Raw genomic sequence first — 25,751 nt, forward strand, 5'->3', positions numbered from 1 at the left:
ACTCTTTTTCCATCTAAAATAAAGGAGACAACAACCGCGCTATCCTCTCTTTCCTTTTTTCACTCCGCGACCTCATCTCAAATTCGTTTAGCTTAACTTCCATGCATTCCTTCAGATCCATCTCGAAGTCACTCTCTAAGCGGGCAATAACCTTATGATCAAACATGACAGCATTCAACTCGAAATTACTGAAAAAGCTTCGCATATCCACGTTCGCTGTACCAACCGTAGCCATAATTTCATCCACGATGATGATTTTGGCATGCATGAACCCTTTCCGATACAAATAGAATCGAACACCTGCCTGTAATAACTCCTTCAGATAAGACCTTGAAGCGTATTGAACGATGCGTGAATCTGCCTTGTACGGAAGGATGACACGCACATCAATACCACTGATCGCAGCTGATTTAAGCGCCATGATGATGCTCGGATCGGGAATGAAGTACGGCGTTGCGATCCAAATCCGCTTCTTCGCCGCGATCAATCCCGCGAAATACATCTCCTGAATCGCATCCCATCTGGCGTCGGGACCACTTGAAATGACTTGAACTAATGAAGTATGCTCCTCCTCATGGGTTGGATAATTGACCCTCCCCTCCATACTTTCCCCGCTAACGAAAAACCAATCCGTCAGAAATGTTCTCTGTAAATCGTATACCGCATCTCCATGCAGCATCAGGTGCGTATCTCGCCAGAAGCCCAGCTTTGGATCCCTACCTACGTATTCGTTGCCAATATTAATGCCTCCAACAAAACCAACTAAACCGTCCACGACGACAATTTTGCGATGGTTCCGATAATTCAAACGTCTTTCAAAAAAAGCGATCAACGGCTTTAAGAAGGGTTGTACTGCAATTCCCGCTTGCTTTAATTGGTCGATATAAGCCTTAGAAAGCGAGTAACTTCCTACGCCATCATAAATAACTCTGACCTCCACGCCTTCTTTCGCTTTGCGAATCAAAGCCTCTTGAAATTTCATACCGATCGCATCATCGCGAATCGTATAGAATTCAAAATGAATATGACTTCTGGCCTTCCCGATTTCCGCCAACATTGCCTCATAGGTGACATCAGCATTCGTCAATACCACTACCCGATTGTACGCGGTAATTGGCGCTTCTGGCACATGACGAAGCCAATTACGAAGGCGCGGTTCATCCGACAAGAAGTTATCTATTTCACTTTTCGACCCCAAGCTAGCTTTGTGCTGTAACATCTCTCCCCGTTCGCTGCTGTGACCACGAACCTTCTTCCGCCTGACATATTCCCTTGCAACGAAATAATACATAATAAATCCAATTATTGGAAAAATGAAAAGAATACTTAGCCATGCTACCGACTTAGCAGGCCTTTTATATTCGCAAATTAGAATCGTAGCTGCCTGAAAAATAAATATCAACAATAACAGAACTAACCAAAACAGAAACACCATCCCCTATCCCTGCATCTTCATGCTGAAATAGCTTTTGCCAAGGCCATCTGTACTATACCTTTTCTTTCCATTGAATCCTGTGCAATTAAAATTTTCCAACTTTCGTAATAAAATCCTTCTATTTCGCAGAACATAATCTACGCATTCTTATTTCTTCAGCTTGATCTCGGCAGGAGGTGCCTCTCGCTTGGCCAAAACACCCAAATATTTGATGAAAAGCATCTTGCAAAGACGTACATCTAAGCCTTCAAACGAAGTGGAACCTTCCTCTGATTTAGATCAAGCGCTTGATTACCCATTTATCGAGGATTTTAAGACTACTAAGCTCTCCCTGCTACTTGATGAGAATCATACGTTCATCAAGGATATGTTTCAGGAATGCTCCGATGTCGTTGTCCGTGAATTCGAAATCGATCCGCATATTCCAGCACTACTTCTCTTCGTGGATGGTCTAACGAATACACAGCTACTGAATGATACGATGAAATCACTCATGCTGATCGGAGGCGGCGAAACCTCGATTGAGCGGATCGCCAATGTCATTCTGCCGGTGTCTCAGACGCAGATTTCCGATAATTACGGGGATTTGCTGACGTCTGTCTTAGGCGGAGATGTTGCCCTGCTTGTTGAGGGGAACGCGAAAGCCATTTTACTCGGCATCCGTGGTACAGAGAAACGTTCCGTTGGTGAGCCAGAGACCGAAACTGTCGTGCGTGGGCCCAAGGAGGGCTTCGTAGAGAGCATCCGTACGAACACCTCCATGATTCGCCGCAAGCTAAAAACACCTCGACTCAAGATGAAATCCATGAGTGTCGGCAAAGAGAGCAATACGAATCTGGTCGTCTGCTATATGGAAGACTTGGCGATGCCTTCGTTAATCGAGGAAGTTGTTAAGCGTCTCGAGCTCATTAAGATTGATGCTATTTTGGAATCGGGGATGATCGAAGAGCTCATTCAAGATGATGCCTATTCTCCTTTTCCACAAATGCAATATACGGAACGCCCTGATGTTGTTGCTGCTGCCCTGCTTCAAGGACGTGTTGCCATTCTGACGGATGGGACGCCATTTGCACTCATCGTACCTTTCGTCTTCATTCAAATTATGCAAACGAGCGAGGATTACTACGAGCGCTTTCAAATCAGCACACTCTTACGTCTCCTTCGCTATGTCTTCATGTTTCTCTCGTTAACAGCCCCAGCACTCTATGTGGCGATGACGACCTATCATCAAGACCTGCTGCCAACGACGTTAATGCTAAGTGTTGCGGCATCCCGAGAAGCGATTCCGTTCCCAGCGGTTGTAGAAGCTTTCATCATGGAGATTACATTCGAAGCCTTGCGTGAAGCGGGTATTCGGCTCCCGAAAGCGGTCGGCTCAGCCGTTTCCATTCTTGGTGCCCTCGTCGTAGGACAAGCAGCCGTTCAAGCAGGGATTGTGTCCGCGCCCATAGTCATCGTCGTTTCCATTACTGGGATCGCGTCATTTACGATTCCTCGATATAACGGGGCCATTGCGATCCGGATGCTGCGCTTCCCTATTTTGATGGCTGGATCGATCTTCGGATTCTTCGGCATCTTATTCTCGATCATGATCTTGATAGGACATATGGCTAATCTGCGCTCCTTCGGAGTTCCCTACCTATCACCGATTGGTCCGTTATCCGCCAGCGATATGAAAGATACCCTCGTGCGGGCACCGATCTGGCTCAACCGGAAACGGCCTGAATTCATGGCCATTCAAGATAGCATTAGTTTGGGCAGCCACCTTCCCGAGCAAATTCAGAAAGAAGGGGGCTTAAACGGCAGTCAAATTAAGCATGAACATAAAGCCAGTCAGGAGGAGCAATCCAAATGAATCTTCTCAGACGGCGTCTCACACTCTCTCTGACCATACTACTCACATCAACACTGCTTACAGGTTGTTGGGATCGGACAGAAACCAATGATATTGCGTTTGTTCTTACCTCTTCGGCCGATTTGGAAGATGACGGCAGGTATCGCGTAGCCTATATGTTTCCTCTTCCAGGCAGTATGGGAGGCGCCAGCGGTGGAAGTGGGGGTACGTCAGGTAACAAAAGCTATTACATCGATTCCGAGGTAGGAGTAACTTTTAGAGAGGCTATCAGTAAGCTTCAAAAGAGGACGGCAAGGCGCATTTTCCTTGCTCATCGAAGAACGATTGTTATTGGTGAGAAACTCGCGGAAACGGGCATCTCAAGCATATTCGATGCCTTTCCACGYTCACCTGAGAATCGGATGACTACCTTTCTAGTCGCTACAAAAGGAAAGGGTTATGACCTTCTAAATACAGAACCAAAGTTCGAACGATTCCCTGCTGAAGTAATCCGTGAATTAACTAAATCCCGACAATCCATGCCAACATCTACGAAAGAAATTGGCCTTACGTTAAGTTTTAAAAGCGATCCCATCATGAGTTATCTTGAGCCTATGGAAGGGAAGGCGGCTGCACAGCCATCGAAGGAAATTCAGTTGGTCGGCTATGTGCAATTCAAAGGCGATCGCATGGTTGGTATCTATAAGAAGCAAGAAGCGAATGGGTTGATGTGGCTGCGCAATCATGTGAAAGAGCAGCAGTTCACATTCCCAGCTTCAGACGATAAATTGATTACTGTTGCTGTCCAAGGCGGCAAAACAAAGATCACGCCAAAGCTACAGGACGATAAAATTATTTTCGATGTTGTCGCAGAAGCACAAGGCATTGTTCAAGAAGACCATTCGAATGAGGATCTGTATCGCGCCGAAATTCTTCGTACAATACAAGATAAATTCGCAGAGCAAATTAAAAATGCCATTGTAGCTTCGATTAAACAGATGCAAAAGGAAGGTACAGATTCTGCACAACTCGGCCTCAAAGTGTGGCGTACCTATCCGAAGAAGTGGAAAGAACAGTTCGAGGGTGATTGGGAGCATTATTTTAAAGAAGCGGAGTTCCACATTGTCGTCAAAGCGTCTATACCCAATACAGGCGTCATTAATCGCAATGTGACGACGGAAGGGATGTAACCCATGAATTCAATATTCGTGATCTTATTTCTCCTCATCGTTGCAGGCTCCTACCTCATCGATCGCAGTATGCTGCGATTAGCGAGAACAGGCAGCAAGATCATCTATGGACTGACAGTTGGTTTGACCCTTGTCTTATTTGCCTGTGAATACTTTCAAGTACATGTACCCATGCCAACCTATTTTTTTATTCGAATGGTTTCCCCTTGGTTCGCGCGTGTGCTTGGCATTTAATCAGAAAGGCGGTGATCCCCATCGATACGAAACAAGTCATTAACATGCGTCAGCTCTCTTGGTTGACGTCATCCGTTGTCACGAGCGGAGGTATCCTCACATTACAGAACGTATTAATTCGAATTAATCAAATGGATGCCTGGTTCTCCTACTTGCTTTCGACTTTCTATGTGTTTCTGATTGCTGCCTTTTTTGGCTTCCTGGTCAAACTGTTCCCCGGGCACAATATATTCGAAATTTCCAAGATACTGCTGGGGAAATGGGCAGGTACTGCTGTCAATTTATTGATTCTTTTTCATTTCTGGCAAATTATCATTCGAGATATTTCCTCCATATCAAGGTTCAACACTACGCTTTTGCTGCGCGTAACACCACTGGAAATACTCATCTTACTTACCTGTGTCCTGCTTATGTATTTTGGCAAATCGAGTGTTGAGGTAATCGCACGTGTGAATGACTTATTTTATCCGCTCTTTGTTTGTACCATCATGATCATGCCGCTGCTTCTTTCCAATGAAATCGACCTGCAGCTCCTAACGCCAACCATGACGATGCCCCTTCAGCATTGGTTTGCAAGCTCAACCCTGACACTGGGAAACGCTGGCGATATTTTCATTCTAGGCGCGTTTCTCCATCTGCTTAGTAATGCTAATCATGTGCGATCAGCGATTCGGCACGGTTCTTTGCTTGGAGTTTTCCTGCTTACACTCATTTTATTCTTAATTATCGCAGTACTCGGTCCAAAGATGCCTGCCAACTTTTCTTATCCAACTTATAATCTAATCCAAATGATACACGTGACTGACTTTCTCGATCGCGTAGATCTCATCATGCTGATGATTTGGTTTCCAACCGTTACTTGTAAAGTCATTGCGATCTATCTGGCGCTCTTAATCGGCATTAGCTCCCTATTTCATGATCGAAACTATCCAGTTGTTAATAAGCCTATTGCGTTGTTGATGACACTAAGTACACTTCTATCATTTAAAAGCACCACAGAGCTTCTGGCCTATTCCAATTTCAGCTCTCCCGTAATCATTCTTGCCTATCAACCCCTCGTTATGGTGATTCTTGTCATCGCAGGGTTGATGAAACAGCGAAAGGCAGCAAACAGCAGCTCATCTGAAGTCCTGATTGCCCCAACAGATAGCGGTAAAAAGGGAACGAGCGGAACTGCAAATAATCCTGAACATGAGTCCAGTAAACTATCTAGTCAATTATCTTTTTCGAAATGGTTATGGTCGGGTAATGTGCTGCTGATTCTTTGCGTGGTATGTGTTCTTACTGGACTGATGCTCGGTACGACTTCTCCATGGATGGGTAAGCTTTGTGCGATGAGCTTCGGCATTTGCCTTTTCCTAAGCACGTTAACAACATACATGGAATTGTCAAAGCTGAAGCAAGCTGAATCGGGCAACCAGTAAGTTTGCCGCTGAATTTTATATTGGAGGAATGCTTATACAAATGAGGAAAAGCACCCGCGTCAGCGGGTGCCTTATATGATTAAACTGGAACCGATTGGTTTAACCGGCTTTTTGCTACTTTCAAGTAGCCTTGCACGTTTAAGTATTCGCTATCCGTAGTGAAGCGTAATTTCATCGCTCCTGCAGCGTCTTGGATGTACGGCTTCAGTGCTGTTGCACCGCCGCCAATCACGTAAAAGCATTGGATATCTGGGCATTTACGCCAGCGTTTCTTGATCATCTCGACCATACGTACGGCAGCACGACGGAAATGCTGATCCACGATCGGCCGAATATCCACTTGGCCTTCCCCTGGAAGTTGAATCGTAAATTGACGATTCTTCACGCGTTGTGCGAGCTTCGCACGACTTGGGAACAAATGACCATACGCATCTTCGACATCACGAATGATGGCATCCAAGTAAGTAGCAATACCGATTTGCTCGCCATGGCTAAAATGGTTATCAATCGCCATGCGTTTGATAACTGGGAAATCTGTCGTCAACGCGCCGATTTCACAAACGCCTATGCAGCCGTTGTATATTTCTTCGTCTTTGACTTGCAAGCTATCATGTGTCGCCATGTGAAACATGGCCGCAGCACCTTCAATGGAGACAGCTACTTTGCGAATCGAAACTTTGATTTTACGATTATGGAATTGCGGTGTAGAAAGGAACGTCACTTCGTGTTCACCCAGAAGCCGATGTTCGAAGGACTGACTGTATTTCGGAAAAGAACGAACGGGTAAACCCGTGCCCAACGTATATTCAACTTCGTCAACATTACCGTAGCCAGGGTTAGCTGCTTGGTTCGAGAGACCCTGATAAGCAAGTGCAGTCAGTGCAACAATGAGGGATTGATCCGATAGCGCTTTATTATCCGTATCTTCCAGCTCTAAGTTATCTTCGTGCTCCAGGGCAAGCTGCCCTACGAAATAACGCTGATTCCTTTGTGAAAGACTCGGACTGTAGATGACAACATCCAACGCTTTCCACGGTGAATCTTCTTCCTGTAAAATGTGTCTTTCGTAGCCAGGCGCAATGATATTCGGTATCACCAATGGTTCTCTAGACCCATCTAGCACCAGCTTAATACTATCGTTCCCTATGTCAATACCTGCAAGCTTAATCATGTGTGCCTCCACTCCAAATCTACAGCTTTCTGTAATTGTATTAGTACATTCGATCATATACGACAGGATTCCTTCCTACTTCAGACTCATTTTGCTAGGACTAGCGGGTTTGAAGGCAGGTTTTTAGCACAATATGACGAATGATGTACAGAACCTTTTACCAAATTCAACCACGACAGGAGATAATATAGCCCTTATGAAGCTTAAGTGGAAACCCAAGAAACTGACATTGGTCATCATCCCAGACGCTAATCAATCAGTCGTCAGGTTTCGTATTCCTCATTTAGTAGCCTACATCGCAGCAGCATGCTTTTCCTTGCTAATGCTGATTTCCATATCGATATATATTTTGCATACACATTCCTTGAAACAGGCAAGTGATTTGCAATCGAAGCTGAGTGGTGCCAATCAACAATGGAGCGCAGCGCTAACTTCTAAAGATGAAGCCATCGAACAATTGCAAAATGAAGTCATTCAACTGTCCCAGCAAGCCGAACATATGAAAACTCAGGTCGAAGAAGTAAAGAAGCTCGAGAGTGATCTCAAAACCATAGCTGGGATCGATCACGAACCAAGTAACATCGCCATTGCAAGCAAATCATCCACAGATAAGTTGAAAAAAGATGCCAATCAACCCATCGCGGATACGTCTTCCCCTTCAACGGGTGTGGGAGGAAGCCCAAATCCCGTAACGCAAGATGTCATTCTCAAGCTGGGTCAAGATACAATTGCGTCCTTCACTGCGCTTAATGGTGAAGTTCAAGCATTGCAAACGAATTTGACTGAAACGAAACAGAAGGTAGCCGACAAACAACAGCAGCTGCTCATAACACCAACGCTGTGGCCAACTAGCACGAAGGTTGTTACTTCGCCATTTGGATACAGATCAGATCCATTTACCAAGATACCGAGTTATCATTCTGGCATTGATTTCGGTGCTCATGAGAATGATCCCGTATTTGCAACAGCGGCTGGTAAAGTCGTCAGCACAGGGAGAGACATTTATCACGGCAATAACATTGTGATTGAACATTCCAAGGGCTTACGCACCTGGTATATGCATTTAAATAAAATTCTAGTAAACAAAGGTGATTCCGTAGACAAAGGCAGTAAAATTGGCTTAGTCGGATCCACTGGCCGCAGCACAGGGGCACACCTCCATTATGAAGTACTCAAAAACGGCGAAAGCGTCGATCCCAAGCCTTATCTTAAATCGATTCGAAAGGATGACAACTAACATGTTCAAAAAAACTAAAAACCTCATGAATCCAAATACAACCGATACGCTGATAGGTGAGGGAACTAGCTTTGAAGGCCGGATTAAATCTGAGGCAAGCATTCGCATTGAGGGCGGAATTACCGGAGATATCGATTGCGCTGGCGATGTTATTATTGGCGAGCATGGTGTTGTGAAGTCCAATATCTCAGCGCGAGATGTCGTTTTGGCGGGCAGTGTACAAGGTAATATTACGACCAAGGGAAAACTGACTATTACCTCTACAGGTTCCCTGCATGGCAATATTAGCGCAGCCTCTTTCATCATTGAGGAAGGCGGTGTATTCCAAGGCAGCAGCAAAATGGAAACTATGAAAGCAACCGTTCCTGTGCCCGTTCCTAACAACGAGCCTGAGACTGGGAATCGACCTGTTGCTGCGCCAGAACCTATGTATAAAGGCAACACAGTTGCTATGTAACTCCGTTTAGCTAGGACTTACGCTAGCTGCATGATATACTAGTTGGAAATTCATTTCTAACTGATGCGGGAGACATGGAACTATGAGAGAACAATCCATCCTATTTGATCTTGATGACACGTTGGTGCATTGTAATAAATATTTTGACTTTGTTATCGATCAGTTCGTAGATCTGATGCTAACTTGGTACGCCGGACATGGACTGACTACGCAGGACATTAAAAAAAAGCAATTGGATATCGATCTAGCTGGCATTCAAATTCATGGCTTTATGCCGGAGCGGTTTCCTCAGTCGTTCGTCGAGACCTATCAATGGTTCGCACAGCACTACAACCGTCCTGTTAGTGCCAAAGAAACGGACTGGCTCATGCAGCTCGGACACACGGTCTATAGTTACACCGTTGAGCCTTATCCGCTGATGAACGAAACCCTTCACAAGCTTGGGCAAGCTGGCCATAACTTATTTCTGTATACGGGCGGAGACGTTTCCATCCAAATGAAGAAAATCAAGGATGTAGGCCTCGACGAATTTTTTCAGGATCGTATCTTTGTCACTGTGCACAAGACCCGTGAGTTTATGAACACGCTGATGCACGAGCAGAACTTTGACCGCCAGCATACGTGGATGATCGGAAACTCAATCACTACGGATGTCCTGCCAGCGCTGCATGCAGGTATCCATGCGATTCACATTCCTGTTGTAGATGACTGGGTATTTAACAATGGAACGATTGATATTACGCCAAAGGGAGCGTTCTACCAATTGCCGTCGCTATTGGAAGTACCGGATGCGATACACACGTACATTAAGAAATGAGAAAGAACGATCCCCCCGGTGAAAGCTGAACCGGAAGGATCGTTCTTTTGTCGTTAAGCCGCGACATCGCGTCTGCGGAATATTTCCCAGGAAAGTACATTGAATAATAAGAAGTAGAGAACGAGCATCGTAATGGAGAATCCCAGCGTCATTCCCTCCGCTAACGGCTGTCCCTCCAGATATTGTGTGAGATCCGTATTCGCGAATAGGTAGTATTTGCCCCATGTGTAACGCATAAACACAAGTGTGATGATTTGACCTGCGAACATAATGAAAATACTAAGACCTATCGCGAGTGAGGCGCTGCGAAACACCGTTGAAATCATAAAGGCCAGCGTGACGATCATGACGAGCTCGATTAGCTTTAGTCCATACGTCGCGAGTATGTAGATCAGCATGTTCTTTTCCTGCACTTCTCCGGCTGCATTGACAGTCAAATGTGGAAGACTCAACCGATCAAAGCCGTATAAGAAGCCATTGACAATCAGAGCTGTAAGGAATAAGAGAATCAGTAAGGTAGCCGCAAATATTAATGTTGTCAGGTACTTCGACAACAAAATCTTCGACCTGCTCGCGGGACGAATGAGCAGCAGCTTGATGGTTCCCCAAGTAAACTCTCCTGCCACCATATCACCTGCAATAATAACAGCGAATAAGGTAACCACTAGCACAATTAATCCTGCCGCAGTCATCATACCACCCCACAGCGTATTCTCCATAGGCGGGTAATTATGATCCAGCATATATTGCTGAAGCGCATTATCCTCTCGCATTTTCTGCTTAAATTTTTCCGGAAAATCGGAATTTGCAAGCTCTGTTTTATTATGCTCGATGGTTTCTGCAGCCCTGACCTTCCAACTATCGTCTTTCTGGTAATCCGAATGGGATAACACGCCAGTAAGCACAACAATGACAATCAACAAGATCGCTAGAATCCATGTTCGGAGTCGATGATAAATTTTCATATGCTCATTTCTAATAAGATTAAGCAATAGGATCACTTCCCGTCATTTCTAAGAATTGATCTTCCAGCGACTTCGCTGTTATACGGATGCCATATACGGCAATTCCCGCCTCGACAAATCGCTTATTCCACATCGCCGTTTCTTCTTTGTCCAGCTTCATAACAAGTTCTTTCTCAACGACTTCTACTTGTAAACCTTGTTCAGAGGCTAGTTTCACCGCTTGCTCAACGGCATCTACTTCGTAAACGACCTGCTGTTTGCCATCCTCCTGGACAAATTCTTTGATAAGTCGAACATCCACTAATTTACCATTTTGGATAATGGCAACGCGGTCACACATGAGCTCCATCTCTGTTAATAGGTGAGAAGAAACGATAACAGATATCCCCTCTTCTCGGGTAAGATTTCGCAAATGATCGCGAAGCTCCCGTATACCCGCTGGATCTAACCCATTGGTGGGCTCGTCCAGAATAAGCACCGAAGGCTTATGTAGAAGTGCCTGCGCGATACCCAACCGTTGCCGCATCCCCAAGGAGTAAGTTTTCACCTTGTCATGAATGCGATTCGTCATCCCCACAAGATCAATCACCTCTTGAATCCGATCTTCTTCAATGCCTGGAATCATCCTGGCATAATGCACCAAATTGTTATAGCCGCTTAGAAATTTGTACATTTCCGGATTTTCGACAATCGCCCCAACATGACGAATCGCTTGTTCAAAATGCGTACGAATGGAATACCCGCCAATGCGTATATCCMCCTMTGAGATCGACATCAGTCCAACCATCATGCGGATCGTTGTCGTTTTGCCCGCGCCATTCGGCCCGAGAAAACCAAACACCTCACCGCGCGGTACATCGAAGCTTAACTTATCAATAATGGTCTTGGAACCAATGCGTTTCGAAATATGATCCACCTGTACGATGGGTAAATTAGCCTCATGTGATGCTGACATTCTACATCCCCTCTCATTTATATCCAATATCATCCAATCGTACCTTACTTCCGCTGTCATGCCAACTTATTAATAAGTCATATGACTGAGCTCACTATGGATTTTTTCCAATTTTATGTACAATAGAAAGATAAGACCCGTGAGTAAAGGAGCAGCTCATCTATGATCCAAAGAAGACCGTGGCACGGTGTAGAGTGGTCATTGTTCATTGTACTGACCGGCGCTGCACTGCTTGGTTTGCTGTATAGCTGCCTTCACATCTATGAACAACCATTCACCCACATTCTGTTAACGATAATGGCTATTTTACTCTCCTACGGGGCTCCTTTCCTATTCTGGAGACCCCAATATATTAACCCTACAGGGTATCCGATTGCTGTTCTGCTAACCGGTATCCCTCTGCAAATTTACTTGGCTTGGATGGAGCAAGACGCCTTACTTACCATTAATTGCCCAATTATGGTCATTGGATTCCTCACCGACCGAAAAAATGCTTGGTGGACCGCCCCCATTTTCATGTTGGGGATGCCTGTAACTTACTTTTTTCTTCTTCACAGCGGCATGGGGGTTGGGCAACTATTTAGTTTTATCCTGAATGCCGTCCTCTTCTTCGCAATCGGTTTAAGCTTACAACGTGCCGTCACCTCTAACGAGAAGACGGAGAAGCTGCTTGAGGAAAACCAACGTCAGTATCATTTGATTCATGAGCAAAATAACGTCTTAGAGCAGTACGCTAACCAGATCGAGCAGCTTACTTTGGTAGAAGAGCGCAATCGAATGGCTCGAGAATTACATGATACGGTAGGTCATACGTTCACCTCCGTCATTATGGGGATGGATGCCGTTTCTTATCTGATCGAAGTATCCCCTGAAAAGGCCAAACAGAAGCTCGACGTCCTGCGAAACGTGACACGCGGCGGCCTCGAAGAGGTGCGACGCAGCATACATCAGATGGTTCCCAAAGAGGGAGATCTGCTGCTCTCCCAGCAGTTATCCCGGCTTGCTAACGAATTCGCTTTGCACACTGGCACCAAGATCCATTTCACGAAGGTTAGTGAGGAATTCGAGATTCCCAAGCAAACCAAACTTTCACTTATTCGCTGTCTGCAGGAATCTTTGACCAATGCGAAGCGTCATGGACGTGCAACGAGCATTGACATTGTGCTAACTTATGCGGATGATCAGATCTCCCTTCGCATTGAAGATGATGGTATTGGAACGGAGCAACTTACACTGGGCTTCGGCATTAAAAGCATGCAAGAACGTATATCAGCATTGCAGGGTACGTTACAGGTACGCTCCCTGCCTGAGCAAGGGACAGTTGTCCATTGTTTCATTCCCGTAAAACGGTTCCCAACCTTTTAATCACTGTGAGGAGGATTGTTTCCCAATGACTGTAAACCAAGCTCCGCTCAAACTACTCCTGGTCGATGATCAGGATTTAATACGTGAAAGCTTGCACATCGTGCTCGGTATGGACCCTGATATTGAAGTCGTTGGCTTAGCAGAAAACGGACAAGTCGCGGTTAATCTATGTACAGAGGTACAGCCCGATGTTGTGCTCATGGATATTCATATGCCAACTATGGATGGTGTCGAAGCCACTCGCCAGATTAAGGCTGCTTGGCCGCACATCCGTGTTATTATTTTGACTACCTTCCAGGAAATTAGCTACGTTGTAGACGCGCTTAGTGCAGGGGCAGAAGGCTACTTACTAAAGGCTATTCACCCTAAAGACCTCGCCACAGGGATTAAATGGGTCCATCAAGGCGGCACACTAATCCCGCACGATATCGCCAAGATGCTCGTGCAGCAGGCGCGTAGCGGGGTTGACAAGAGCGGAGGAGCTTCCTCCTCTTCTGAAGATAAAGAGGATAGCGTTCGTGCAGAGACCTACGGCCTCAGTGAGCGTGAATTACAGGTGCTGCACAGCATCGCCGATGGCCTGAACAACCGTGAAATTGCTGAGAAGCTATTCTTGTCCGAAGGCACCGTGAAGAACTACATCTCCAACATTTATTCCAAGATGGACGTCCGGGATCGGGTTCAGGCTTCTAAGAAAGCGCATGAGGAAGGAATGGTATAGCTTAGAAATCTAAACAAAGACCGCTTCTTCCCTTGGAAGAAGCGGTCTTTGTTTACGCATTTTACTCGAATAGCTTCTCGAGAAAGCCCTTTTTTCTTTTGCGAATCTTACTATAGCTCTTTACTCTTGATAATGTTGCTTGCGTATCCTCTTCTTTCGTCTTAGCTACGGTTACTACATCTTGTACAGCTTCCTCAACAACACCATGAAGTTCCACGCGATCTTCTTGATTCGCCCCATGTTGATGGATCACGATCGTATTGACTAGCTGCTCATGCAGCTTATTCTCTAGCTCGTGTCTGCATAATCGTAGAAACTGCTCTTGCTGCCTATTCTGGAGTTCAAACTGCTCATGAAGTTGCAATTGGAGCTCCGCTACCTGCTTGGACAGTAGCTTTACTTCCTTTTGCAAAGAATTCAGATCCTGCGGACCGTGCGGCTCTTCAAGCTCTTCTGTATTCTCCTCATTGCCTGCTAGCAATGCTTGCAATTCCGCAGCTGTAAGGAGATCTTCTTTCTTCATGCGCTTTCCTCCATCCCGTACATCTTGCAGTCCATGCATGGACTACGCTTTTTCTTATTGTACATGAGAATTCGAAAATGTTCACGTTTATCTATTAATGTGAATGAAATATAAAAAACTGCCTGCAAGTAGAATTTCTACCTGCAAGCAGTCTTACTGCGATCCTTATGGTAAATTGGATGATCCCATCAAGAAACGATCCACTTCGCGTGCTACCGCGCGTCCTTCGTTGATCGCCCAAACTACAAGGCTTTGCCCGCGACGCATATCGCCAGCTGCAAAAACGCCGTCTACGTTCGTAGCAAACTTCCCGTAATCCGCTTTCGCGTTGGAGCGCTCGTCTTTGGCAACACCTAGCTGATCAAGCACGGTGTTCTCAGGTCCTGTGAAGCCCATGGCAATCAACACTAGCTGAGCTGGGTAAACCTTCTCGCTGCCTGGTACTTCGACCGGTACGAACGCACCCTTCTCATTCTTCTGCCACTCGATCAGAACCGTGTGCAGCTCTTTCAAGTTGCCGTTCTCATCACCCACGAATTTCTTCGTGTTGATCAAGTACGTACGCGGATCGTCGCCTTGAATAGCAGCCGCTTCTTGTTGACCGTAGTCCACTTTCAACACCTTTGGCCATTCCGGCCATGGGTTGTTCGCTGGACGTGTTTCCGGTGACTTCGGCATGATCTCGAACTGCGTCACGCTCTTACATTTATGACGAATGGAAGTACCCACGCAGTCAGTACCGGTGTCACCACCGCCGATAACGATAACGTCTTTGCCTTCGGCAGAGATGAATTCACGATCAGCATGCTCGGAATCAAGCAAGCTCTTCGTGTTCTTGCTCAGGAATTCCATCGCCAGATGCACGCCGCCGAGCTCACGACCCTCGATCGGTAGATCGCGGCCCTTCGTAGCCCCGCCGCACAGGACGATGGCATCGAATTCCTCTTGCAGCTTCTCAATCGGATAGTTCACACCGACATGCGCATTTGTAACGAACGCCACGCCTTCGGCTTCAAGCAGATCCACACGACGCTGGACATACTTTTTGTCCAGCTTCATGTTCGGGATACCGTACATCAGCAAGCCACCGACACGGTCAGCACGCTCAAACACGGTAACCCAATGTCCTGCTTTGTTCAGCTGCGCTGCTGCCGCAAGTCCGGAAGGACCTGAACCCACAACCGCTACCTTCTTCCCAGTGCGCGTTTCCGGCGGTTCAGGCTTGATCCAGCCTTCATCGAAGCCTTTATCGATGATCGCCTTTTCAATTGCTTTAATCGTAACCGGCGTATCCTTCAAGCCTACTGTACAAGAGCCTTCACAAGGCGCTGGACAAACACGGCCCGTAAATTCCGGGAAATTATTCGTCTTGTGGAGACGATCCAAGGCTTCGCGCCATTGACCGCGGTACACGAGATCATTCCACTCTGGGATCAGGTTGTTCACGGGGCAACCAGCGGCCATGCCGCTGATTAATGACCCTGTGTGGCAGAAAGGAATCCCGCAATCCATACAGCGAGAGCCTTGTGTCTGTAATTTATCTTGAGTTAGTGGTGTCGCAAACTCTTTCCAATGGCCGATTCGGACCAGAGGAGAAGCTTCGGATGCCACTTCACGAGCGTGTTCTATAAAACCGGTTGGTTTACCCATTTACGTTTAATCCCTCCTGAGCATGTTGGCCAGAAAAGCTGGCATCCTAGCGTAACTCGCGTTCGTACCTAAGCACAAACGCGCTTCGTTAGCCTTACACTGATTTGTTAATTTCCGCCTACGCGGGAAACATCCCTCATATTCGCCTCGAAAGCAACCATGACGGCTTCTTGTTGGCTTAGACCGGAGCGTTTCACCTTCTCGATGGCATCAAACATCCGTTTGTAGTCCTTCGGTATAACCTTCACGAACTTCCAAACGTACTCATCCCAGTGCTGAATAACTTGGTGGGCAACGCTGCTATCCGTAAATGTGGCATGATGCTGAATCATCGTTTTCAATTCATTCATTTCATACGTTTCTTCCAGCTGCTCAAGGTAAACCATCTCTTTATTCACTTTGTTTTGGAAGTCACCATTCGCATCCAATACGTAGGCAATACCGCCTGACATACCTGCTGCGAAGTTGCGCCCAGTTGGACCAAGAACAACGACACGACCACCTGTCATGTACTCACAGCCGTGATCGCCAACACCTTCAACGACGGCACGTACACCACTGTTTCTTACGCAGAAGCGTTCGCCAGCGATACCACGGATGTAAACATCCCCATCTGTTGCGCCATATAAGGCTGTATTGCCGATAATGACGTTATCTTCCGGTACAAAAGTCGACTTGCTCGATGGGAAAATGGCCAGCTTACCGCCGGACAATCCTTTCCCGACATAGTCATTGGCATCTCCTTCGAGGGAGAGTGTGATCCCCTTCGGTACGAAAGCACCAAAGCTTTGACCTGCAGAACCTTCAAAGTGAAGACGAATCGTATCGTGCGGCAAGCCTTCCACGCCGTGACGGCGTGTCACTTCGCTGCCTACGATCGTTCCGACAACGCGGTTAACATTCGTAATTGGCAAAATCGCATGAACGTGCTCTTTGCGCTCAATCGCTGGCTCGCAGATATCGAGCAGCTTTGTCATGTCCAGCGAGCGATCTAAGCCGTGATCCTGCTCCATTTGACAGAAGCGACCGACTTCTTCGCCCATATCCGGTTGGTGCAGCAGCGGTGAAAGATCGACGCCTTTGGCTTTCCAATGCTCGACAGCTGGCTTGGACTCCAAGATATCGGTACGTCCAACCATCTCTTCGATCGTGCGGAAGCCAAGCTCTGCCATCATCTCACGCACATCGTTGGCGATGAAGGTCATGAAGTTAACAACATGCTGTGGATCCCCAGCAAATTTCTTGCGAAGCTCCGGATTTTGCGTAGCGACCCCAACCGGACAAGTGTCTAAGTGGCAGACGCGCATCATTACGCAGCCGATAGTAATCAATGGAGTCGTCGCGAAGCCAAACTCCTCAGCACCGAGCAAAGCAGCTACGATAACGTCGCGCCCTGTCATCAGCTTGCCGTCCGTCTCGACAACAATACGACTGCGCAGGTTGTTCAGTACGAGAGTCTGATGCGTCTCCGCCAGACCGAGCTCCCACGGCAGTCCCGCGTGACGAATACTCGTCTGCGGTGACGCGCCTGTTCCTCCATCGTAGCCAGAGATGAGGACAACGTCCGCTTTCCCTTTGGCTACGCCGGCAGCGATTGTGCCAACACCGACTTCGGATACCAGCTTGACGCTGATGCGTGCCCGTGGGTTGGCATTCTTGAGATCGTGGATCAATTCGGCAAGATCCTCGATCGAATAAATATCATGATGCGGCGGCGGCGAAATCAAGCCTACGCCTGGCGTAACACCGCGAACCTCGGCTACCCAAGGGTACACCTTAGTTCCCGGGAGCTGACCGCCCTCGCCTGGCTTCGCGCCCTGCGCCATCTTGATCTGAATCTCGTCCGCGTTGACGAGATAGTGGCTCGTGACGCCGAAGCGGCCGGACGCCACTTGCTTGATGGCGCTGCGGCGAAGATCGCCGTTCGCATCTGGCGTGAAGCGCTCTGGATGCTCGCCGCCTTCGCCGGTGTTGCTCTTGCCGCCGATGCGGTTCATCGCAATCGCGATCGTTTCGTGCGCTTCTTTGGAGATGGAGCCGTAGGACATGGCTCCCGTCTTGAAGCGCTTGAAGATCGATTCGATCGGCTCAACCTCTTCGATCGGAATCGGTGTGCGTCCTGCCTTGAAGCTCAGCAGTCCGCGTAATGCCATATATTTCTCGTCTTCACGCTTGACGAGCTTTGCGAAATTTTTGTACGTAGCATAGTTGTTTGTACGAACTGCTGACTGCAAGGCATGCACAGTTTCTGGGGTATAAATGTGATCTTCCCCGTCTCTGCGCCATTGCAAGTCCCCGCCTGTATCGAGCACACGATCGCGTCCCTCTTGTTCAGAGAACGCACGACTGTGACGCATAAGGGCTTCCTTCGCAACCACATCGATGCCGATACCGCCAACTGGCGTATACGTCCAAGTGAAGTAGCTATCAATCAGCTCTTGGCTTAAACCAATTGCCTCAAAAATTTGCGCTCCGCGATAGCTCTGAATGGTGGAAATCCCCATTTTCGCTAACACTTTAACTACACCCTTGGTGACTGCTTTGATGTAGTTATACGTCGCCTTTTCATGATCAACGCCAACAAGCTGCTTACGCTGAATCATGTCATCTAGCGTTTCTAACGCCAGATACGGGTTAATTGCGCCTGCGCCGTAGCCGAGTAATAATGCAAAGTGATGCACTTCACGCGGTTCACCGGACTCTACGAGCAAGCTAACCTTCGTCCGTGTGCCTTGACGGATCAGATGGTGATGTAAACCTGACGTCGCCAAAAGCGCTGGGATCGGTGCGCTTACGCTATCTACGCCACGGTCAGACAGAATGAGCAGCGTAGCCCCGTCCACGATTGCTTGATCCGCAGCCGTGTACAACGCTTGCATCGCACTCTCTAGCCCAGCCGTGCCTGCTGATGCTTCGAAAAGCGTCGACAACGTGACCGTTTTGAAACCATCACGCTGAATATGACGCAGCTTCGCCAACTCTTCATTGGAGAGGAACGGCGATTTCAACCGAATTTGACGGCAGCTCTCCGGCTCCGGTTTAATCAGGTTGCGCTCAGGTCCAATTGTGGTACCCTGCGCCGTAATAATTTCCTCAAAGTTCGCATCAATTGGCGGATTCGTTACTTGCGCGAATAATTGTTTGAAATAGTTATAAAGCAGCTGCGGACGGTCTGAAAGCACCGCAAGCGGAGCATCCGTACCCATGGAGCCGATCGGATCCACACCTGTTTTGCCCATTGGCTCTAGTGTCTTACGCAGTTGTTCGAATGTGTAGCCAAATGCTTGCTGACGCTGAAGAATCGTGTCATGGTCCGAACCAAGTACAATCGGCGCATCTTCCAGATCCTCTAAGGAAACGAGATGCTCATTCAACCAATCGCGATACGGCTGCTCGCTAGCGATGCCGCTCTTGATTTCTTCGTCGGTCACGATGCGACCTTCTACGGTATCCACAAGCAGCATGCGTCCCGGTCTCAAACGGTCTTTGTACAAAATACGCTCAGGCTCGATATCCAGCACGCCTACTTCAGAAGCTAGGACGATCAAATCATCCGTCGTCACATAATAACGCGAAGGACGCAAGCCATTCCGATCCAGAATCGCTCCAATTTGACTGCCATCTGTGAAGGCAATTGCAGCAGGACCATCCCACGGCTCCATCAAAGTGCTGTGATACTCGTAGAACGCCTTTTTGTCATCATCCATGCCTTCATGCTTGGACCAAGGCTCTGGCACCATCATCATGGCCGCATGCGGTAACGAACGACCTGAGAGCATCAGGAACTCTAGTGTATTATCAAACATTTGGGAGTCGGAACCATCGGTATCAATAACAGGAAGAATGCGTTTGAAATCTTCGCCAAATAATTCGGAATCGCACATCGCTTGACGCGCGTGCATCCAGTTGACGTTTCCGCGAAGCGTATTGATTTCACCATTGTGGATCAAATAGCGGTATGGATGCGCACGTTCCCAGCTTGGGAAGGTGTTCGTACTAAAACGAGAGTGAACAAGCGCTAAGGCAGAGTCTACCTTTTCGTCTTGCAATTCCACGTAATACGCATCAACTTGTTCAGGTGTTAACATACCTTTGTAAACAATCGTTCTGCTAGACAAGCTAGAATAGTAAAATTGCGATTGCGGATGCGATAATTTGATAGCGTTTTCAGATAGTTTACGAATAATATATAACTTGCGCTCAAAATCTAGATTCGTTGCGGTATCTGCGCTTTGGCCAATAAATACCTGGCGAACATAAGGTTCCGCCGATTTCGCTGAATCTCCTAAAGAGCTGTTATTTGTTGGAACGGTTCTCCATCCAAGGAACTGTTGCCCTTCTTGTTTGACTATTCGCTCAATGGTACTTTCACAGGCTTGACGCGCCTCTAATTCCTGAGGCAAATACACCATACCTACGCCATAGCTTCCCGATAAAGGAAGTTTAATGTTCTCTTGCTCACAGGCGGATTGGAAATAAGTGTCTGGGATTTGCATCAAAATGCCTGCGCCATCTCCCGTATTTTGTTCACAACCTTGCCCGCCGCGATGATCCAAATTGCAAAGTACACGAAGCGCTTGCTTGACGATGGCATGAGATTTGACACCCTTGATATTGGCTACAAAGCCTATACCGCAAGCATCATGCTCATTCCTCGGATCGTACAATCCCTGTTTGGGAGGTAATCCATTAATAGTCATGTTGTGCAACCTTTCTTCCCTCGTTTTTCACTGGACTTTGTTAAATGCCTGCTTTAAAGTGCTAAAAAGTAAAAATTCACTGGTTACATATTTCGACTACATCCGCAATAAGTAGAGGAAATATTCTCAATATTTTTTATATTATATTAACACTTGGTTTCCCATAGTTCAATTTAAAAATATTTATATTGAAAAGGTTTTCATTTTAATAGAATCGGTCGTCAAAACATAATGTAAAAGTGCGTCTAATTATTTCATTTCCTATATATGTCGCACAGGCTGTGCATGTGATAGCGGACTTTCCATGTTTCATGCTATGATAGCTAATACCGCTGCAAGAACATACATCCAGATTCCACATCTTAGGAGGAGCTCTGTTTGAGTATACAGCATACTTTTGGGGGCGGCATGATTAGGGAGCCTCTGTATCAATGGCAAACACAGGCCCATCCGGTAGAAATCGAGCTTTTCCGCTCAAAGCCGGTGCGCCGACTGAAGTTTTTACATCATTTTGGAGCATCTGCTCTGTTTTCACCACTTACACATTCACGTTTCGAACATACGGTTGGCGTTTGGTCACTCATGGCGCACTTTTGCCCAGAAGAACCCCTTCTGCGCATTGCGGCGTTGCTCCATGATATCGGGCACCTGCCCTTCTCCCATGCAGTTGAGCGGACACTTGGGTACAATCATCATCGGCATACCGAGCAATTAATTGGGCAAGGCATCATCGCTGATATTTTGATCAAACACGGCATTTCACCGCCATCCATTATTAATCTTTTGAAACAAGAAACACCGCTAACGAACAAATCAACGATTCTCGGACTCGATCACTTGGACAGCTTTCTTCGCGACACGTATTATGCTGGCCAGATGACACTGCCTCCCTCGGAGCTTGTAAAAGGACTTCGCTTACGCGGACCTTTCATCGAAGCGGATGGGATGTCGGCCGCGGCACTTATCGATGCGATTGTAGAAGATCACCGACTCTTCCTGCACCCGCAGTTTCTAGCTATGGATGCGCTGCTGGCGAAAGCGACGGCACATCACTGCGAGTCAAACCCAGGTATGAGGGATCGTATTCCAGCTTTGATGGATCATGAATTGATCCAGGAGCTGCTGCAAAGTAACAATGAAACGGCAAGGGAAACGATTCATGTGCTCATGTATGAACCCCACCGGATACAAATTACACAGCAACCCGTTCCAGGCAGCATCGAAGTGAAGATCGGGAAGGTTTACAAGAAACAACCATTAATTGGCGATAAACTCGCCTCCGAGGTTAGCTTTCAAGCCGCCGTTAAGCTGGCTGAGCTTGATAGTATGGCCGCGACCTACTTTTTCACGATCTAAATGATTTTTATTTATATGAGCAAACTTATCTTACATCCGCAGAAGGGACTGTCCCAGCTTGGCAAAATTGTACTTTCGTTATGGCACGATGAACAGCGGTAAATCCATTGAAGTCTTACGCGTGGCTCATAATTATGAGGAACAGGGCAAAAAGGTGCTTCTCCTCACTTCCGTTATGGACGATCGTTTTGGTGTTGGTAAGGTCGCTTCCCGCATTGGTATGCAAAAAGTGGCGATTGTCGTAGACGAGCATTTGGATATGGTCGCCCTCGCGCAGACCGAGCGTCCGAATTGCATTCTAGTCGACGAAGCTCAGTTCTTGAACAAAGCTCAGGTGGCTCAGCTGATTGAAGTCGTCGATGAGCTGGATATACCAGTTATCGCTTATGGGCTTCGAGCTGATTTCATGGGACAATTATTCGAAGGCAGCAACTCGCTAATAGCTGTTGCCGATACGATCGAGGAAATCAAAACCGTTTGTTGGTATTGCGATAAAAAGGCGATCATGAATATGCGTTGCAAAGATGGTGTTCCTATTTTTCATGGTGAACAGATCCAGATCGGCGGGAACGAAAGCTACGTTCCTGTGTGCCGTAAATGCTATGCATCCAAAAAGAAAGCTACACAAATCATATGATAAAAAGGTGAGTTCCTTGCGTAAAAAACGGATTTTGCTATTATCTGAGGGCTTCGGGAAAGGTCATACACAGGCTGCTCATGCGCTGTCTGGAGAGCTTCGGCAATCCTCGTCAGGCATGATTACTCGCGTGATTGAGCTTGGCGCTTTTTTGCATCCTACCTTAGCACCTTGGGTCTTCTCGGCATACCGCCGCACGGTGACTTCACAACCAAGACTGTATGGTATGCTGTACCGAAATCAGTATGATAAAAGGCCGAGTCGCGTAGCCAGTCTCGTGCTGCATCGCATCTTTTACTCGCAGACGAAAGCGGTCATTAAGCAGTTGAAGCCGGATATGATCGTTTGTACGCATCCATTTCCAAGTATCATCGTCTCTCGGCTGAAACGGGCGGGACTTGATGTACCTCTCTTCACTGTGATCACGGATTACGATGTTCACGGGACTTGGTTAGACTCGGCTGTAGACAAATATTTGGTGTCCACACCACTAGTTAGAGAGCGTCTTATGGCATGCGGCGTGTCGGACAAGCATATCGAGGTGACAGGTATTCCTGTTCACCCTAATTTCCGCAAGGCGCATAGCAAGAAGGATATACGCCAGGAATTCGGCCTCAAAGCTATGCCAACGGTCATGGTCATGGGCGGCGGCTGGGGTGTTTTTAAGAAAGAAGAAAAAGAAGAGCTGCTCACTTACTTAGCGAGTTGGAGCAAGGAGATTCAGTTACTGATCTGCCTCGGCACGAATGAAAAAGCACGTCTCCAGCTGTTAGAAGAGGAGGCCTTCCGTCAGCCGAATGTCCATCTCATTGGCTATACAACCGAGATCAGTAAACTGATGGATATTTCCGATCTACTTATTACGAAGCCAGGCGGGATGACCTGCACCGAGGCGATGGCCAAAGGTATTCCAATGCTGTTCTACAGTCCGATTCCGGGGCAAGAAGAGAAGAACTGCACCTATTTTCAGGAAAATGGCTACGGACAACGCATCACATCTGTGGCGATGATTGACCACTGGTTTAAGCTGCTGCTCGAGCAATATCCTGAGCTCGCTAAACGCAGAACAGACATCCGTGAAGGCCACAATGAGGAAGAACGAAGCTGTGCGACAGCCATCATTGAATACTTAGAGCAGTCGGATAAGCGTTCCTACATTCAGGCATCATCAAAAACACCGCTCATACAATGGTAGTATCCATTGTGAGGGCGGTGTTTTGTTATGAATCCCATTCACCGATTCGGCAAGCAGGCTATTTTTGGCTACTTATTGATCTGGTTTGTCGGCAGCCTATGGATGATGGCCGTGCTTGGCAGCGGATCTTTTCAGCGAAAAATGATGGGCGTCGATTTCGTCCTCTATCATGAGTATGCCTGCTTTGGCTTCGCAGGGGCGCTAGGCGGAGCTCTATACGGCTTGCGGATGTTTCACGAGCATTACCAAGAGCTCACCACACAGTGGATCTACTGGTATCTCATGCGCCCTGTGCTCTGCTTCGGCTCTGCCATTATCACGATTATCCTATTCGAGAGCGGGATTATGCTGCTGCAAGTGGACGACTCGATGTCAGCGCGTATCAGCATTGCCTTCCTGACTGGATACGGCTACGGGAAGTTCATGGAGAAGCTGCGTGATCTTACTTCGACGTTCTTTAACGGGAAGAATACGAATGGGACGAACGGGAACGGGAATGGGAATGGTAGTGATACGCCTACGAAGTGAGTGGGTGTGCGGTGGCATACGAGCCAGCACAAACAAAAGGCCACCGCGCGAAGTCAGCCGCGGTGGCTCTCTTTATGGTGCATCGAACGCATGCACCTTATTCCAGTTCACACCACCGCTGCGGGTGGTGTACATGACGCTCGGCTGCTCATTACCATTCGTGATGAGCCAGCCGTTATTCGCGTCTGCCATGCCCAGCAGCAGCTCGCCGAAGCCTGTGAACGTCTCGGTACCGTTCACCCAGGTCTTGCCGCCGTCCTTCGTCCAACCGACGGAGTTTGGCTTGTAGCACGCTGGGCAGCTGCCGCCCATGAAGGCTACGTCGGTGTTGACGACGTAGAGAGGGCCGGGCTTCGAGCCCGTGTTCTTTGGCCCCGCGTTCTCCCCGATAGGAAAGCCAGGGGCCGGACCTCCACCAGCCGTACTGTTCACCAATACGGTCTGCCAGGTCCTCCCGCCGTCTTTCGTGTGAAACAGCGAATACGAGGTTTGTGTCATCCCCGATTCCCCAATCAGCTCGATCCACGCGTCATCCACGCCAGCGGAGCGAATGACGGTTCCTGTTAATGTCGCAACGGTTGGACGTGACATCACAGTCTTCCAATTTTGCCCACCATCCTGCGTTCGCATCACTTCGATCTTATCCTGCACTTGTCGTACGGCCCAGCCATTCTTACGATCATGAAAATAGGCATCCCCTTGAATACCTTCAGGGACAGGCAGCTTCACCCATTTGACACCGCCATCTACCGTTTGCGTATTGCCGCTATAAGCTTCCTGCTTCGATACATAGTGGAGGAAGGCTTGATTCGGAACGGTACCGACTGCCGACCAATGAGCACCGCCATCATGGGTACTTAACAGCTTCCCCGTTTCTTCAGTTGCCCAAGCATCCTGGACATTCAAGGCAAATAGCTGCCAAATCTCTCCACCCCCCTTGTATTGCACCTTCCACTTCACACCTCCATCATCGGTATGAGCGATCCACCCTTTACCGCCAATCCAGCCTTTCTGAGCATCTGCTAATCTTAAAGCAGTTACGCCTTTAATAAGCGTTGATCCATCGCTGCCTTTCGTAGGCTCAGTTATAGACTCCGTTCCTGGTGTCGTTGGCGTTACAGTTGCTGAAGGCTCCGTTATACCCACCGCACTCGGTATCGGTGATTCAGAAACCGCCACGTTTCCGCTTGTCGGTCCGGAAGATTTACACCCTGTTAAGGCGAAGGTTGTTAACGCCAACAGCAGCAGTGTTCTTTTAAACATCCACATTTCTCCCTTCACTTTCTTGTGTAGTTGTTACTTCATTGACGTAATCAAGGAGGGAAAAGTTGAACTCACTTCCTTAACATCTTCCCTT

Annotated in this window: 21 protein-coding genes; 13 read left to right on the top strand and 8 right to left on the bottom strand. The window is 47.6% G+C overall.

All coding sequences use genetic code 11. The features are described 5' to 3' along the window. Nucleotides 1-13 precede the first annotated feature (13 nt). Nucleotides 14-1,426 (bottom strand): cardiolipin synthase, encoded by a 1,413-nt coding sequence (cls, locus tag AC1DVJ_RS01785; RefSeq protein ID WP_477588058.1) that lies wholly within the window; start codon nt 1,424-1,426, stop codon nt 14-16. A gap of 376 nt (nt 1,427-1,802) precedes the next feature. Here cls and AC1DVJ_RS01790 point away from each other — a divergent pair, with 376 nt between their 5' ends. From AC1DVJ_RS01790 to AC1DVJ_RS01805, 4 genes are read left to right on the top strand one after another with little or no spacing between them, the layout of a single operon-like run. After that, a complete protein-coding gene (locus AC1DVJ_RS01790) occupies nt 1,803-3,290 on the top strand; it encodes a spore germination protein (protein ID WP_477588060.1) in 1,488 nt (495 codons plus the stop codon). Beyond that, nucleotides 3,287-4,459 carry a Ger(x)C family spore germination protein gene (locus AC1DVJ_RS01795; protein ID WP_477587868.1) on the top strand — a complete coding sequence of 391 codons (1,173 nt, stop codon included), beginning with the start codon at nt 3,287-3,289 and terminating at the stop codon, nt 4,457-4,459. The genes AC1DVJ_RS01790 and AC1DVJ_RS01795 overlap by 4 nt, the downstream gene beginning before the upstream one ends. A 3-nt stretch (nt 4,460-4,462) precedes the next feature. Next, nucleotides 4,463-4,693: a hypothetical protein gene (locus AC1DVJ_RS01800; protein ID WP_477587870.1), complete on the top strand. Its 231-nt coding sequence runs from the start codon at nt 4,463-4,465 to the stop codon at nt 4,691-4,693. Between the two features lie 44 nt (nt 4,694-4,737). Continuing rightward, entirely contained in the window at nt 4,738-6,117 is a 1,380-nt protein-coding gene (locus AC1DVJ_RS01805) for a GerAB/ArcD/ProY family transporter (RefSeq protein WP_477587871.1), read from the top strand. A gap of 79 nt (nt 6,118-6,196) precedes the next feature. Here the strand turns inward: AC1DVJ_RS01805 and AC1DVJ_RS01810 are convergent, their stop codons facing one another. Continuing rightward, nucleotides 6,197-7,288 (bottom strand): ParM/StbA family protein, encoded by a 1,092-nt coding sequence (locus AC1DVJ_RS01810; RefSeq protein WP_477587873.1) that lies wholly within the window; start codon nt 7,286-7,288, stop codon nt 6,197-6,199. Between the two features lie 196 nt (nt 7,289-7,484). Between AC1DVJ_RS01810 and AC1DVJ_RS01815 the strand changes: the two genes are divergently transcribed. The 3 genes from AC1DVJ_RS01815 to AC1DVJ_RS01825 all read left to right on the top strand — a co-directional run bounded on the left by AC1DVJ_RS01815 (nt 7,485) and on the right by AC1DVJ_RS01825 (nt 9,799). Next, nucleotides 7,485-8,525 carry a peptidoglycan DD-metalloendopeptidase family protein gene (locus AC1DVJ_RS01815; RefSeq protein WP_477587875.1) on the top strand — a complete coding sequence of 347 codons (1,041 nt, stop codon included), beginning with the start codon at nt 7,485-7,487 and terminating at the stop codon, nt 8,523-8,525. A 1-nt stretch (nt 8,526) separates the two neighbouring features. Further along, nucleotides 8,527-8,982 carry a bactofilin family protein gene (locus tag AC1DVJ_RS01820; RefSeq protein WP_477587876.1) on the top strand — a complete coding sequence of 152 codons (456 nt, stop codon included), beginning with the start codon at nt 8,527-8,529 and terminating at the stop codon, nt 8,980-8,982. 82 nt (nt 8,983-9,064) lie between these two features. Beyond that, entirely contained in the window at nt 9,065-9,799 is a 735-nt protein-coding gene (locus tag AC1DVJ_RS01825) for an HAD family hydrolase (protein ID WP_477587878.1), read from the top strand. A gap of 53 nt (nt 9,800-9,852) precedes the next feature. Here AC1DVJ_RS01825 and AC1DVJ_RS01830 read toward each other — a convergent pair whose 3' ends face one another. Beyond that, complete coding sequence (locus AC1DVJ_RS01830) at nt 9,853-10,791, bottom strand: ABC transporter permease (RefSeq protein WP_477587879.1); 939 nt, start codon at nt 10,789-10,791, stop codon at nt 9,853-9,855. Further along, nucleotides 10,784-11,719 carry an ABC transporter ATP-binding protein gene (locus tag AC1DVJ_RS01835; protein ID WP_477587880.1) on the bottom strand — a complete coding sequence of 312 codons (936 nt, stop codon included), beginning with the start codon at nt 11,717-11,719 and terminating at the stop codon, nt 10,784-10,786. Before AC1DVJ_RS01835 ends, AC1DVJ_RS01830 begins: the two co-directional genes overlap by 8 nt. A 162-nt stretch (nt 11,720-11,881) precedes the next feature. Between AC1DVJ_RS01835 and AC1DVJ_RS01840 the strand changes: the two genes are divergently transcribed. Together AC1DVJ_RS01840 and AC1DVJ_RS01845 are read left to right on the top strand one after the other, a co-directional pair. Further along, entirely contained in the window at nt 11,882-13,084 is a 1,203-nt protein-coding gene (locus AC1DVJ_RS01840; protein WP_477587881.1) for a sensor histidine kinase, read from the top strand. 25 nt (nt 13,085-13,109) lie between these two features. After that, complete coding sequence (locus AC1DVJ_RS01845) at nt 13,110-13,805, top strand: response regulator transcription factor (protein WP_477587882.1); 696 nt, start codon at nt 13,110-13,112, stop codon at nt 13,803-13,805. Nucleotides 13,806-13,866: 61 nt separating this feature from the next. Here the strand turns inward: AC1DVJ_RS01845 and AC1DVJ_RS01850 are convergent, their stop codons facing one another. From AC1DVJ_RS01850 to gltB, 3 genes are all read right to left on the bottom strand, one after another. Then, nucleotides 13,867-14,328, bottom strand: a complete 462-nt coding sequence (locus tag AC1DVJ_RS01850; RefSeq protein ID WP_477587884.1) for a hypothetical protein — start codon at nt 14,326-14,328, stop codon at nt 13,867-13,869. A 165-nt stretch (nt 14,329-14,493) separates the two neighbouring features. Then, entirely contained in the window at nt 14,494-15,978 is a 1,485-nt protein-coding gene (locus AC1DVJ_RS01855; protein ID WP_477587886.1) for a glutamate synthase subunit beta, read from the bottom strand. Nucleotides 15,979-16,085: 107 nt separating this feature from the next. Next, complete coding sequence (gene gltB, locus AC1DVJ_RS01860; protein ID WP_477587887.1) at nt 16,086-20,678, bottom strand: glutamate synthase large subunit; 4,593 nt, start codon at nt 20,676-20,678, stop codon at nt 16,086-16,088. A 378-nt stretch (nt 20,679-21,056) separates the two neighbouring features. Here gltB and AC1DVJ_RS01865 point away from each other — a divergent pair, with 378 nt between their 5' ends. Genes AC1DVJ_RS01865 through AC1DVJ_RS01880 form a run of 4 tightly spaced genes read left to right on the top strand, consistent with a single transcriptional unit; the run spans nt 21,057 to nt 24,394 of the window. Further along, the gene (locus AC1DVJ_RS01865) at nt 21,057-22,034 is read left to right on the top strand and encodes an HD domain-containing protein (RefSeq protein ID WP_477587888.1); all 978 of its coding nucleotides are present in this window, start codon (nt 21,057-21,059) and stop codon (nt 22,032-22,034) included. Between the two features lie 58 nt (nt 22,035-22,092). Further along, nucleotides 22,093-22,671, top strand: a complete 579-nt coding sequence (locus AC1DVJ_RS01870; protein WP_477587889.1) for a thymidine kinase — start codon at nt 22,093-22,095, stop codon at nt 22,669-22,671. Between the two features lie 16 nt (nt 22,672-22,687). Continuing rightward, a complete protein-coding gene (locus AC1DVJ_RS01875) occupies nt 22,688-23,866 on the top strand; it encodes an MGDG synthase family glycosyltransferase (protein ID WP_477587890.1) in 1,179 nt (392 codons plus the stop codon). A 27-nt stretch (nt 23,867-23,893) separates the two neighbouring features. Beyond that, entirely contained in the window at nt 23,894-24,394 is a 501-nt protein-coding gene (locus AC1DVJ_RS01880) for a hypothetical protein (RefSeq protein ID WP_477587892.1), read from the top strand. A gap of 72 nt (nt 24,395-24,466) precedes the next feature. Here the strand turns inward: AC1DVJ_RS01880 and AC1DVJ_RS01885 are convergent, their stop codons facing one another. Then, on the bottom strand, nt 24,467-25,657 hold the full coding sequence (locus AC1DVJ_RS01885; protein WP_477587893.1) for a YCF48-related protein: 1,191 nt from the start codon (nt 25,655-25,657) through the stop codon (nt 24,467-24,469). Between the last annotated feature and the right edge of the window lie 94 nt (nt 25,658-25,751).

It is taken from the genome of Paenibacillus sp. P4_A9 (assembly GCF_056402415.1).